Source organism: Larkinella knui, from assembly GCF_003858645.1.
Lineage (GTDB): Bacteria > Bacteroidota > Bacteroidia > Cytophagales > Spirosomataceae > Larkinella > Larkinella knui.
In genome coordinates this window covers 904,531-917,162 of the sequence record NZ_RQJP01000004.1, presented here as the reverse complement: position 1 = coordinate 917,162, position 12,632 = coordinate 904,531, and the positions used below count along the sequence as shown (strand labels likewise).

Annotated in this window: 11 protein-coding genes; all 11 read right to left on the bottom strand. The window is 50.6% G+C overall.

The genetic code is table 11. From position 1 onward, the window contains the following. Positions 1-51: 51 nt before the first annotated feature. The 11 genes from EHT87_RS22160 to EHT87_RS22110 all read right to left on the bottom strand — a co-directional run bounded on the left by EHT87_RS22160 (position 52) and on the right by EHT87_RS22110 (position 12,564). The gene (locus tag EHT87_RS22160; protein WP_124908827.1) at positions 52-2,616 is read right to left on the bottom strand and encodes a TonB-dependent receptor; all 2,565 of its coding nucleotides are present in this window, start codon (positions 2,614-2,616) and stop codon (positions 52-54) included. Between the two features lie 378 nt (positions 2,617-2,994). Beyond that, positions 2,995-3,669: a hypothetical protein gene (locus EHT87_RS22155; protein WP_185716318.1), complete on the bottom strand. Its 675-nt coding sequence runs from the start codon at positions 3,667-3,669 to the stop codon at positions 2,995-2,997. 140 nt (positions 3,670-3,809) lie between these two features. After that, positions 3,810-4,400, bottom strand: a complete 591-nt coding sequence (gldD, locus tag EHT87_RS22150) for a gliding motility lipoprotein GldD (RefSeq protein ID WP_124908826.1) — start codon at positions 4,398-4,400, stop codon at positions 3,810-3,812. Positions 4,401-4,599: 199 nt separating this feature from the next. Beyond that, positions 4,600-4,890 carry a hypothetical protein gene (locus EHT87_RS22145; RefSeq protein ID WP_124908825.1) on the bottom strand — a complete coding sequence of 97 codons (291 nt, stop codon included), beginning with the start codon at positions 4,888-4,890 and terminating at the stop codon, positions 4,600-4,602. Between the two features lie 114 nt (positions 4,891-5,004). After that, the gene (locus tag EHT87_RS22140; protein WP_124908824.1) at positions 5,005-5,784 is read right to left on the bottom strand and encodes a TIGR00266 family protein; all 780 of its coding nucleotides are present in this window, start codon (positions 5,782-5,784) and stop codon (positions 5,005-5,007) included. Positions 5,785-5,834: 50 nt separating this feature from the next. Continuing rightward, positions 5,835-6,077 carry a hypothetical protein gene (locus EHT87_RS22135; protein WP_124908823.1) on the bottom strand — a complete coding sequence of 81 codons (243 nt, stop codon included), beginning with the start codon at positions 6,075-6,077 and terminating at the stop codon, positions 5,835-5,837. Between the two features lie 94 nt (positions 6,078-6,171). Next, on the bottom strand, positions 6,172-7,704 hold the full coding sequence (gene gltX, locus EHT87_RS22130; protein WP_124908822.1) for a glutamate--tRNA ligase: 1,533 nt from the start codon (positions 7,702-7,704) through the stop codon (positions 6,172-6,174). A 118-nt stretch (positions 7,705-7,822) separates the two neighbouring features. Then, complete coding sequence (locus EHT87_RS22125; protein ID WP_124908821.1) at positions 7,823-8,194, bottom strand: Rid family detoxifying hydrolase; 372 nt, start codon at positions 8,192-8,194, stop codon at positions 7,823-7,825. A gap of 124 nt (positions 8,195-8,318) precedes the next feature. After that, the gene (glmS, locus tag EHT87_RS22120) at positions 8,319-10,172 is read right to left on the bottom strand and encodes a glutamine--fructose-6-phosphate transaminase (isomerizing) (RefSeq protein WP_124908820.1); all 1,854 of its coding nucleotides are present in this window, start codon (positions 10,170-10,172) and stop codon (positions 8,319-8,321) included. A 207-nt stretch (positions 10,173-10,379) separates the two neighbouring features. Further along, positions 10,380-11,765 carry a DUF4270 family protein gene (locus EHT87_RS22115; protein WP_185716317.1) on the bottom strand — a complete coding sequence of 462 codons (1,386 nt, stop codon included), beginning with the start codon at positions 11,763-11,765 and terminating at the stop codon, positions 10,380-10,382. Continuing rightward, complete coding sequence (locus EHT87_RS22110) at positions 11,755-12,564, bottom strand: glycogen/starch synthase (RefSeq protein WP_124908818.1); 810 nt, start codon at positions 12,562-12,564, stop codon at positions 11,755-11,757. The genes EHT87_RS22115 and EHT87_RS22110 overlap by 11 nt, the downstream gene beginning before the upstream one ends. Between the last annotated feature and the right edge of the window lie 68 nt (positions 12,565-12,632).

The window sequence follows — 12,632 nt, the reverse complement described above, 5'->3', positions numbered from 1 at the left end:
ACGCGTGATTGCATGCGTCAGCCCGTTCATCATTCATAACTCAGCATTCTATTAATAGGAATACCGCAGCGTGATGCCGTAGGTGCGTTGGTCGCCCACGATACCGGCATATTGTCCGTAACTTCCGGGAGCAGCCAGGAGTTGCTCATAATAGTTTTTATTGAAGAGATTTCGGGTCCATAAGAAGAACGTAAGCCCGTTGGAAGCCCTGAAACCGAGCCGCGCATTGGTCAGCGCATAGCCATCAATGTTTAAATATTTGGAAGGAGACGGGCTCGATGAGAACTCCGACCGATAAAATTCATCGATACCCAAAAAGTAGTTCCCCTTGAGGCCGATCAAGGTTCCTTTGGCGGTTACCTCACCCCCTACGGAGCCCGACCACTTGGAGATACCGGGTAGTCGTCCGCCCGAAATATCCTTAAAAGCCTGCGCCCCTCCTACTTCTTCCAAAGGCACCGGCGCATTGGCAAAACGGACGTATTTACCATCCGTATAGGCTACAGCAGCGTTCAGGGTCAGGTTGGTAAAGCGGACATTCCCGTCGAGTTCCAGGCCCTGCACACGCACTTTTTCGGCATTGGCCAGATACCCCCGGTTTACGCCCGGTTCCGGCGTTTGGACCTGGGTTTGATAATCTTTGATATCCGAACGATAGAAGGTCAGGTTCAAAACCGAATTGCCCGATGGTTTGGTTTTTACCCCAAACTCCTTGTGATCCACGTATTCGGGTTTTACATTGGCCAGATCAATTAAAATCTGTCCATTCGCCGTTGGCAAACCGCCGACATTTACCCCAATGGGCTTATAACCAACGGAATACGTAGCATAGGCATTGAGATTCGTGCTGGCTTTGTATTGTATGGACAGCTGTCCGGAGAAATTTGCTTTCGCATAATCCGTGTTGAAAGCCTGGTTGGAATAGACGCCGTTTTTCAAGGCAATCAAAGCCGCGTCGGTGGTTTGTAATCCGCCGTAGGTCACCCGGCTGTAATCAACGACTTTTTTGTCATAGTTGTAGCGTACGCCCGGCAGAATGTGGATCTTGTCGGTCACAGCCCAGTCGGCCTGTGCGAACACGGCCAGGCTCGTGCTTTTAATTTCGTTGGTGGTACGGATGCCGAAGTTATCGAATAAACCGGGCGTTTTCCAGAGCGCACTGGTGGAGCTTTGGGCAAACCGCCATTGGGCCGAACCGGCTTCTTCCGTCTGCACCGGATCGGATTTCAGGTCTTGCCAAAGGCCAAATAAGCCGATGACCCCACTCAGATTCGAAGAAACTTTGCCGGAATAGCGGATTTCCTGCGACCACTGGTCGTGTTTGGAGTTGCCGGAAGAAATCGTAAATACCGGTAATCCGATATAATCCCGGTCGTTCAGGGGCGTCCAGATCCAATACCGCCAGGCAGACGTGCTGGTTAGCGTTCCGTTCCCTAATTTGATATCGGCATTGACTGAGACACCGCCTAACTGGTTATCGGCCTTGGAAGGCGTGTCGAGGTCCACGATCCGGTCGAACGCACTGGAGTAAGGAAGCTTGTAATTTAAATCGGCAATAATGGCATTGAACTGGCGGTAAGCCGCCCGCTGGGTCGGAACTACGCCCGCGACCGGCCAGCCATACCCCGTGGGTTTCTGGTCGGAAACATCACCGATCAGTGTGATTTGTACATTATCGCTGGGTGTATATAAAAATTGGCCTCTGACACCGATGTTGTTGATGTCGTTGATGGGCAATTGGGTATGAACGTTGTAAAACAGACCATTCCGCTGGGTACCCGTGAAGGAAAGACGAGCGGCCAGTTTTTTGCTCAACGGCCCCGTCAGCGATCCTTTTGCCTGCACGAACCCAAAGTTGCCATAACTCAGTTCAAAGTTGGCGCCGGGTGTGAAGCTTGCCGCCCGCGTCGTAATGTTGAAAGCACCAGCGGTGGTGTTCTTTCCGAAAAGCGTTCCCTGTGGCCCGCGCAAAACCTCAACGCGTTCGATGTCAATAAAATCGAGTGCGGTGGCCGCCGGACGCGCATAGTAAACGCCGTCTACGTAGAAACCCACACCCGGGTCGACGCCGTCGTTGGTTAACCCGAAGGTTGATCCCAGCCCGCGAATGTTGAGCGTTGTATTTCGGGCATTGGAAGAATAGAGCTGGACCGTCGGCACCAATTCCTTAAGACGGTTGACATTGAAGGCACCGGCGTCTTCGGCCCTTTGCCCGCCAATCACTGAAATGGGAATCGGAACTTCCTGAGCGGACTCCTGACGACGGCGCGAGGAGATTACAACGTCATCCAGTTGGGTCGTTGTCGCATCAAGCTTAATTTCAACCTTGCTTTCGTTGATCAGAACCTCTTTTTTGATGTAGCCAATGTAGGAAACAACCAGTGTAAACGGTAATTTCTGTCCCGTAACCAGGTTGAAATCGCCGTTTGCGTCCGTCGCAGAACCATTGGTTGTCCCTTTGATGGTTACTGTTGCCCCAATCAGGGCTTCATTGGTGCGAGAATCTACTACTTTCCCGGAAATCGTCGAATTAACAATGATCGTATTTTGGGCGGATAGAAATAAGGGGGAAAGAATCACCCCGATCAAAAAAGTTAACGTTAAAACTCGTTGCATTGTGGGTTACTAGTTGTTTTAATGTAGTATTCCTATAGAAATAATAGGAAATTTTTCAAACTTTTGGCTTCATTTCATGAAGGTACGCAACAGGGTCACAAAGACTGATCGACAGTCAGGCTGGCTGCACTAGCAACATCGGAGTGATAAACGAGAAGAGTGTACTGGTTTTTTCATGAGGTCCTGATTGATTGACAGCTACTAACTACCTTTTTAGATAGACTATACGGAGTAATAATACTCATAATCTATTGACTTGGTAGTTTTTTGTGCAAAAAAAAAGTGCCACGTTGCGAATTGCAACTAATGGCACCGTTATTTTTGGCAAAAGCCGTATATTCTTTAAAAAATTCTATTTATTCCGTTTTTTAAGTCAAATCAGGCCACTTTTTTCACCTGGGTCCGGCGTGTTGCCCGAAGTGCGTCATTTCTGGCTCCTTCCAGTACGGAGTCCGAAATAATTTCCAATTGATGAGCCCGTTTCAAAACGGATTCAAACGGCAGATTGAAATAGTTGGAAACATCCATCCGGAAACTATCCGGGAACCGCGAAAGCCGTACGCCGAAGAAACTCCGGATTTCGGTTTCGGGCAACAAAGCCGCCAGTGCTACGCGTTCGGCTTCTGCCAGCAGTTCGTTGCGGTTGGCGTACAACTGCTCCAGACCAATCGCGGCCGTCAGGATGTGCAGATATAGTTGTTTGTAGGCTCCCGACAACTCATTCGGCAGAATCACCCAGCCCTGCTCGCGAAACTTGGCCGCAAAACCGGTCAGACCCGGAACGCCCCGCAGGTCTCCCGCGATTAATTCTTCGGGAAATTGCAGGCGGTCATCGGACTTCGACAACCGGTACACCACCGCTTCCACCGGGCTTTTCTGAAACAGCAGGTCGGCGGGTAGCTGGCGGTTATTTTCCCACTGATCGCTCAACTTGACAAAAACCGTCTCGTTTACGGGCGAATTCTGCGAATCCCCCAAACTCACGAGCATACGCCGAAACGCAGCCAGAAAGTCGATCTGAAATTGATTCGGATTAAATTTTGTGCGTCTCATAGCGTCATTTTCATCCGGCGAACCATTCGCCGGGATTCGTGAATGTCAAGGAGTTGGTTCCCGAAAAGGGATATAAAGATACAAAATACCCGTAAAATTTGCAATAGCATCCTCCTTAACTCGCCAGCAGCCCCATCGGTTTAATGAGTTGGCTTCCAGTGCAGCGTTTTGAGTAAATGCAGGACATCGCTCCGCAGATAATCGATAACCGGTGCCAGTGAATCATTGCGGGTTGCCACGTTGAAATAAACCGCTCCCCGCAGAAAATGAGTGGTAGTATCCGTCGTAAAAAACTGCAGCTGGCTGGGCACTTCGCCCGCAATCGACAGCAGATCGGCCTTCAGACCGCTGGGGAGTTGAACCAGTTCCTCTTTAAAAGCATACGCTTTTTCGTTGTGCATAGCCGCCAGTTTATACGAGTCGCCGATCATGCCCGCTAGCCGTTTTTCGCTGTGCTGCACCGGATGGTAAGTCAACTGAACGCTGGCCTTGAAAGCCGGATAATGGATAAAAATCCAGTGCGGCTGTGCACCCCGAAAGGTGTCGGGCAGAATCCGGGCCTGTGTGGAATACTCGAAGGTATACGGATGGGCTTCTGTCAAGGGTCGATAGCGATGTGGGGGCAGATCGATCCGGTTATAGCCTTTGGGTTTCGGAACATAATTGTCGGCATCGCGACTGCCGCACGCGGCCAGCAGAATGGCCAGAAAAACGAAAAGTAATTTTGTCACAAGTAAGGAAAGGTGATACCAGAAAGTAAACGAAAAAGCCCGGTGATTTCGTGCCGGGCGTTTCACCACCCGTCAGGTTTTGGAAACCTGACGGGTGGTGATCTAGCCATTTTGAGTTTAGTTAGACCGAAGAAGAAAAAAGCACCTGACAGGTTTTAGAAACCTGTCAGGTGCTTTTTTCTTCTTCATTAAAACCAGCTCATGAATTGATCATTTCCAGCTCTTCCTGCCGAACCGGCTGGCCCAGCAGGGTTCGGAACCGGTTGATGTTGAACGTTGGTTCAAACCAGACTTCACCCAAAACCGGATGACGCACCGGCACATCCGGATTCTGAATTTCGCCCAGCAACACGCCCGTTTCGCCGTTGGTATGGCGTTTCACCATCCGAACCGTATACATCTGATCGGCCTTGGGCGTTTTGACTCCAAACTCGGCATAAAAGGCCAGCACCGGAGCCGGAAAATTGTCATTTACGCAAATAATTTCCATTTCTATTATACCTGTATCTAAATCAAATTTACTCCTGCCTGAATATTTCTAAAGCCTTACTATTCATCAGCTTTTCAGGTAGTTAACACCGTTTTCTACTACACGGTTCACGCTTTAATCTTCAAACAAACTCCCCAGACCGCCCAACACCGAGCCGCCTTCTTTGCGGGCTTGTGGGCTGCTGGTCGACAGCCGATCCACGAGTTTGGAGATGGGCATCGACTGAATCCAGACTTTTCCGGTACCGCGCAACGTGGCCAGAAAGATTCCTTCTCCGCCAAAAATCATGGACTTCAAGCCGCCGGAACGCTGAATATCGAAGCTGATGGAAGGTTCGAAACCGACCACACAGCCCGTGTCGACCCGCAGCGTTTCGTTGTTCAGTTGCCGCTCCATCACCACGCCCCCCGCGTGAATGAATGCCAGACCGTCGCCCTGGATTTTCTGTAGAATAAAGCCTTCACCACCAAACAATCCCGTTCCAATTCGTTGATTGAAGTGAATCGCGATCTGGGTTCCCATGGCCGCACACAAAAAGGCGTCTTTCTGCACAATCAACTGATTGCCGTAGATTTTAGCCAGATCGATGGGCATAACCGTACCCGGATACGGGGCCGCAAACGCCACTTTCCGCTTGCCGTAGCCCCGGTTGGTAAAGTGCGTCATGAACAGCGATTCGCCCGTCAGCAACCGCGAACCCGCCTGAAACAGCTTGCCCATGATGCTTTGCGTCGCCTGCGAGCCGTCGCCCATTTTGGTTTCGAACTGAATACCGTCTTCCATGAATAACATGGCTCCGGCTTCGGCAATGACGGTTTCGTTCGGGTCGAGCTCTATTTCAACGACCTGAATATCTTCGCCGATGATCTTGTAATCGATTTCGTGAGAACGCATGAAAAGTAGAGGTTACAGATTAAACATTTCAGATTGCAACTGGCGACTGACTATTCCTCCTCCCCATCTTCATACTCCTCTTCGTCTCCCTTCTCCCCGTCTTTCAGATCTTTGCGGTTGCGAAGCTTCTTATCATCGACGGTTTTGTTCAGAAACGCATTGATTTTGTCAATATCGTAACTGTTCGTAATCTCGCCGAACGTATTGATTTTAATATCAAAACCTTCCAGTTCTTTATGAACCCGCGGTTTTTCGTTCGGCTGGTCTTCGGGTTTCGTGATTTTCTTTGCCATAGCTTTTTGATTAATTATGAATGATGGATGATGAACGATGAATGGTTATCACACGATTGAATGCGTCAGCCACTCATCGTTCATCATCCATCATTCATAGTTCATTTAGGGCTTTCTGCAACCGGTCAATGGCGTCCTGCCGGCCGATAATTTCCAGCGTGATCATCAGGTCCGGCCCCGCTCCAACACCGGTGATGGCCAGCCGGAGGGCCTGCATGATTTTGCCTTGTTTAATACCGACCGCCGTCGTCGCATTCGCCAGGGTGGTTTTCGCCATCTCGGCCGTTAGCGGTTCTTCTACCGAAGTTAATGCATCTTTAAATGCGGTCAAAGCGCGAACGGCTTCATCATTCCATTTGGCCGCCACAATTGCCGGGTCGTAGCCTGGCGGGCTCTGAAAAAATACCGTTGACTCGGCATAAATTTCGTGAGCAAAGTTGACCCGCTCTTTCAGCAAACCGGCGATTTTAGCCGCCTTCTCCGGCGGGCAATTTATTCCATCCGCAGCCGCCTGACTCACAATGGCTTCGGCCAGTTGCTCGTTCGGTTGTTGCCGCAAATATTCGTGGTTGAACCACTTGGCTTTCTGAATATCGAACCGCGCGCCGGCTTTGTTGATCTGCTCCAGACTAAACGCCTGAATCAGTTCGTCCATCGTAAACATTTCCTGTTCCGTTCCGGGATTCCAGCCCAGAAACGCCAGAAAATTGACCAGCGCTTCGGGCAAATACCCATCTTCACGGAAACCGCGGGCGACAGTATCGGAAAAAGGATCTTTCCATTCGAGCGGAAATACCGGAAAACCGCCCAGATCGGCGTCACGCTTGCTGAGTTTGCCGTTGCCATCGGGTTTCAGCAGAAGCGGAAGGTGCGCAAACTGCGGCATGGTGCTTTCCCAGCCTAAAAACCGGTACAGCAAGACGTGCAGCGGAGCCGACGGCAACCATTCTTCCCCGCGAATGACGTGAGTGATGCCCATCAAATGATCGTCGACAATGTTGGCCAGGTGATACGTCGGCATTCCATCCGATTTGAGTAATACCTTGTCATCGATCTGCGACGAATGGACCACCACCCAGCCACGAATGAGATCGTTCAGCCGGACATCTTCCTTGCGGGGCACCTTCAACCGGATCACGTAGGGCGCACCCGAATCGATCAAAGCGCTTACTTCCTCCGGTTTCAGCGTCAGCGAGTTTTTCATCTGAAGCCGCGTGATGGAATTATACTGAGCCGCCGGAGCATTGGCCTCTTCCATGCGTTTCCGCATTGCTTCCAGTTCTTCGGGCGTATCGAACGCAAAGTACGCTTTGCCTTCCGACACAAGCTGGTCGGCGTATTGACGATAGATCGCTTTCCGTTCCGATTGGCGATAGGGGGCGTGGGGACCGCCCACGGTCAGGCCTTCATCAATTTCGATGCCGACCCATTTCAGGGCCTCAACAATGTAGTCTTCGGCACCGGGCACAAAGCGGTTTTGGTCCGTATCCTCGATACGGAGCAGCATTTTGCCGCCGTGTTTGCGGGCAAAAAGGTAATTATACAAGGCGGTTCGTACGCCCCCAATATGAAGCGGCCCGGTTGGACTGGGCGCAAAACGAACGCGTATTTCGGATGATTCAGGCATTTTTGAAAGACTTTTTCACCAGCTCTATCGGTAAAAGTCCGAAGTTAAACGCTGCTAACCTCTTTTTTCTCCGCTTAACTCAGTGAACTAGGTGTAATATGCGAAACAGGCAGATTATTTATTGAACGGCAATAACGGATATTTCCACGTTGACATCTTTGGGCAAGCGCGCTACTTCAACGGTTTCACGGGCTGGCGGATCGGCGGTAAAAAAGCTGCCGTAGACCTCGTTGATAGCGCCGAAGTTGTTGAGGTCTTTGACAAAAATGGTGGCTTTCACGACGTTCCCGAAGCCGAGTTCGGCCACTTTCAAAATGGCGCCGATGTTTTCCATCACCTGGCGGGTTTCGGCCTGAATATCGCCGGAAGCAGCAAGTTCAAAAGCGATTTGGCCGGAAACATAGAGCGTTTCGTTTACCATAACCGCCTGGTTATAAGGCCCAATTGGTGCCGGTGCGTCGGGAGAAAATATGATTTTTTTGGTTGCCATACGAAGAAAATGATTTTAATCAAATCGGGCTGCAAGTTAGCAATCAAATTCATCGAATGTAAATAAAATAGCCCCGTACGGGTTTTAAAACCCGTATGGGGCTATTGCTAAAAACCGTATTTTGCTACTCCACCGTTACCGACTTCGCCAGATTTCGCGGCTGATCGACGTTGCGGCCCCGCATCACGGCGATGTAATACGACAGCAATTGCAGCGGAATCACCGAAACCAGCGGCATCAGAATGTCGTGAACTTTCGGAATTTCAATCACAAAATCGACCATTTCCCGGATTTGCGTGTCGCCCTCGGTCACGACAGCAATCACCCGGCCTTTGCGGGCTTTCACTTCCTGAATGTTCGAGACCACTTTTTCGTAGGAACTGTCTTTCGTCGCAATCACCACCACCGGCATATCTTCGTCGATGAGCGCAATCGGGCCGTGTTTCATTTCGGCGGCCGGATAACCCTCGGCGTGGATGTACGAGATTTCCTTCAGTTTGAGCGCGCCTTCCAATGCAACCGGGAAATTCAGGCCCCGACCCAGGTAAATAAAATTCTTGGCGTAGGTAAAAATATAGGCGATTTCCTTCACTTTTTCGGCGTTTTGCAACACCTTGTCGACCAGCGCGGGAATACGCTCCAGTTCGGCCAGCAGCTGCCGGAAAAGGGTTTCCGAAATCGTGCCTTTCTTTTGAGCCGCAGCAATGGCCATGAGGGTCAAAACCGTCACCTGCGCCGTAAAGGCCTTGGTGCTGGCGACTCCGATTTCCGGCCCGGCGTGGGTATAAGCCCCCGCGTGGGTAGCCCGCGCAATGGACGAACCCACCACGTTGCAAACCCCAAAAATGGTAGCACCTTTCGATTTGGCCAGTTCGATAGCCGCCAGCGTATCCGCCGTTTCGCCCGACTGCGAAATCGCAATCACGACATCCCGTTCAGCAATGATCGGGTTCCGGTACCGAAATTCCGACGCGTATTCCACTTCGACCGGAATGCGGGCCAGTTCCTCAAAAATATACTCGGCCACCAGCCCGGCATGCCAGGACGTTCCACAGCCGACGATGACAATCCGTTTGGACGACGCCAGCTGATCCAGATAATCCCGCAAACCGCCGAGTTGCAGGTGTCCGTCATCGGCCCGAACGCGACCACGCATACTATCGGCAATGGAACGGGGCTGCTCAAAGATTTCCTTCAGCATGAAATGCTCAAAACCGCCTTTTTCGATGGCTTCAAGCTCCATTTCTACCTTTTGAATATACGGCGTGGTCTGGGTGTTATCGAGGTTGATCACCTTCAGTTCACCGGCGCGAACGACCGCAATTTCGAGGTCATTCAGATACACAACGTCCTTGGTGTATTCGATGATCGGTGTGGCATCCGACGCAAAAAAGAACTCGTTCTCTCCCACCCCGATCACCAGCGGACTTCCTTTGCGGGCGGCAATGAGTTGCGTCGGGTCTTCTTCCGAAATAATGACGATAGCATACGCGCCAACCACTTCCAGTAACGCCTGCCGGACGGCTTCTTCCAGCGACGACCCGGTTTCTTTCCGGATGTCTTCAATGAACTGAATCAGCACTTCAGAGTCGGTTTCGGAACGAAAAATGTAGCCTTTCCGAATCAGATTCTCCTTGATCGTCGCGTAGTTTTCAATAATTCCGTTGTGAATGATCGCCAGCTTCCGGTCGTGCGAAAAGTGCGGGTGGGCATTGACGTCGTTGGGCGCACCGTGCGTGGCCCAGCGGGTATGTCCGATGCCGATTTTGGCGTGCAAGTCTTTCCCGGCCAGTTCATGCTCCAGATCAACGACTTTTCCTTTTTTCTTATATACTTTCAGGCCCGCATCAGCAGGGTTTTCCACATCGAGCAGGGCAAGTCCCGCGCTATCGTAGCCCCGGTATTCCAACCGTTTCAACCCTTTAAGAACTAACGGAGCGGCATCGCGATGTCCGACGTAAGCGACAATTCCACACATAGGCTTTTAAATTTAATGGTGCTGTAACAGGTAGTTTTTAAAATATTTAACAAATCCCTATTTCATTCCTAAATTGTTATCAAAACTGGGCGTCTTTCTGGGAAAGATACAAATAAAACAAGTATATAACCCGGTTTTTAACCGGAAAGTACAGAAACAAAAAAGCCAGCCTATCGATAGGCTGGCTCTCCTTTCGGGCTTGTGACCCTACGGAGTGTATGTATAAAATACCACCAGTTTGACATTGACCGGACCATTGAGAACCGCACCGTTCAACTGGTTAAAAACGTAAGGCTGCGCCAGAAACACACCGGCCCCCGTAGTAGGATTCTGCTGAACCAGCGATGGCGTTAGGGTCGGGAACATTACCAGCCCTTTGTTGGGGTGAAAACCCGTCAAAAGCGCCTGAATATAGGTGGTAACGTCAAACGCATAGGTTTTCTGCCGGGTGTTGTAGCCGACAGCCTGCGGATAATACCACTTATTCGCCGTTTGATACGTACCGGCCTGCGTCTGAAGCAAATGATATATTTTGTTTCCCGTACCGGCCTCCACCGAATAGGAAACCCGGTTGTTCTCGTCGGTTTCCGCCATCGTCATAACCGCAGGAATTGGCCCGCCGGGGCTACTGCCTTTAACGAAAAATTGGAGTTCAGCCCGGTTGATGGCAATCCGTCCGGTTTCTTTTTTCAGATTTTCAAGGGTCGGAAAAAGCACCCTTGTGGTTACGCCTGTAGCACCCTGCACGAACATGTCACCACCGGTTTCGGAAGCCGACAGCGACTTATTGAGGCTCAAACCCGCCAGTTTTGTTCCGGAACGGTCCACTTTGATCTGACTGAACGAGGGCCGGGCCCGACTCATCGAAAAGTCGGTAGCGTATCTCTTGGTCGTATCCGTTGAATTGTGGTAATACAATTCAAGGTAGACAACGCCATTGGAGAAGCCAAAAACGGTCGTGTTGTTCGCGCCTGGCACCAGGGCAATACCCTTGAATTTTTTCTCAAAATCGACTTGGGTAACGCCCGATCCCTTCGAAAGATCCAGCAGTTCGCGGCCCAAGGCATCCGGCATGCGAACGGATTTTGAGCCGCCGAGCGCCGAAGGGGTCAGCTGAATCTTGACCAGAGGCTGAGCCTCGTACGTAGCCGACGAGTTCGACGTATACCGCTTCGTTGTATCCAGATCTTGCGTCAGCCGGTGAATGAAAATGTCCTGCACCTTCGTCGTATCGCCATAGACGTACGAATATCCAACCCACGCCAGCAACGAATCGTAGACCATTTCGCCTTCTGTTTTGAAGCTACCCGCTTCCACATACAACTGGCCGAAGGCTTTAGCCGAAACTTTACCAAAAACCGGGTCGCTATAATTCCCGACAAAGAGCCGGAGATTGCGGTCGTTTTCCACCGAATCGAGTTGAATCGTGGACGTTTTGACGGTGAGCGTATCGGTATACAGCACGCCGATGGCCGTGGTCGGTGGCAAACCGATGTCTTTGGGTTCTTCGCAGGCCACCAGTACCGACACCAACGCCAGGATTCCGGCCATCAGGCTTACCTGAACGGCATTCGCGGCCCGCTTAGCCCGCAAGTTCCGTATAAAGATTGTAGTATTGATCAGCAACTTCCTGGCCTTCTTCGGCGAGTTCAAATTTCTTGTCGGACAAATCATTCAAAATACTATTTAAACTCTCGCTATAATCTTCATCGGCCTTCACGACCACATCGGCGTAGGTACAACCCATCCGGATAAACCCGTCATAATCAGCCGACTTCAGATATTTCAGCATGTCATCATCCACATCCATGGCCTTGGCTTTTTCAACCAGACCGTCGTCGAAACGGTAGGAAAATGAATTATTGTAAACCGAGAATACCGACTTGGTATCCTTAAACATCGGGTCGTTTTTGTAGGTTGTTTTCAGATACAGCGGAATCAGGGCCGTCATCCAGTCATTACAGTGGACAATATCGGGCGACCAGCCTAATTTTTTTACGGTTTCCAGAACGCCTTTGCAGAAGAAAATAGTCCGCTCGTCGTTGTCTTCGTAGAATCGATCATCCTTGTCAAGAAAAACGTGTTTACGCTGAAAATAGTCTTCATTGTCAATAAAATACACCTGCAATTTGGCATTGGGGATGGAGGCCACCTTGATAATCAGTGGCTTTTCTTCGTCGCCCACCGTAATATTGATACCCGATAAACGGACCACCTCGTGTAGCCGGTTCTTTCGCTCGTTGATCAGCCCGAAACGTGGCACCAGGATGCGAATTTCCATGCCGCGTTCCTGCATCGCCTGCGGCAGTTTCCGAACAAAATCGGCAACGGCAGAAGTCTGGAGGAAAGGGTTGATTTCACTGGCAACGTAGAGAATCCGAAGTTTGCTCATAACACGATTGGGGGGCTTTAGTGAAATACACCGCCGTAGCGGAACAAATTAAAAATCTGCAAAATTAT

Coding starts and splice junctions, on each gene's coding strand:
- EHT87_RS22125 (WP_124908821.1), bottom strand. CDS start 8,194: ATGGCAACCAAAAAAATCATATTTTCTCCCGACGCACCGGCACCAATT.
- EHT87_RS22140 (WP_124908824.1), bottom strand. CDS start 5,784: ATGCGTTCTCACGAAATCGATTACAAGATCATCGGCGAAGATATTCAG.
- EHT87_RS22155 (WP_185716318.1), bottom strand. CDS start 3,669: ATGAGACGCACAAAATTTAATCCGAATCAATTTCAGATCGACTTTCTG.
- EHT87_RS22145 (WP_124908825.1), bottom strand. CDS start 4,890: ATGGAAATTATTTGCGTAAATGACAATTTTCCGGCTCCGGTGCTGGCC.
- gltX (WP_124908822.1), bottom strand. CDS start 7,704: ATGCCTGAATCATCCGAAATACGCGTTCGTTTTGCGCCCAGTCCAACC.
- glmS (WP_124908820.1), bottom strand. CDS start 10,172: ATGTGTGGAATTGTCGCTTACGTCGGACATCGCGATGCCGCTCCGTTA.
- EHT87_RS22135 (WP_124908823.1), bottom strand. CDS start 6,077: ATGGCAAAGAAAATCACGAAACCCGAAGACCAGCCGAACGAAAAACCG.
- EHT87_RS22160 (WP_124908827.1), bottom strand. CDS start 2,616: ATGCAACGAGTTTTAACGTTAACTTTTTTGATCGGGGTGATTCTTTCC.
- EHT87_RS22110 (WP_124908818.1), bottom strand. CDS start 12,564: ATGAGCAAACTTCGGATTCTCTACGTTGCCAGTGAAATCAACCCTTTC.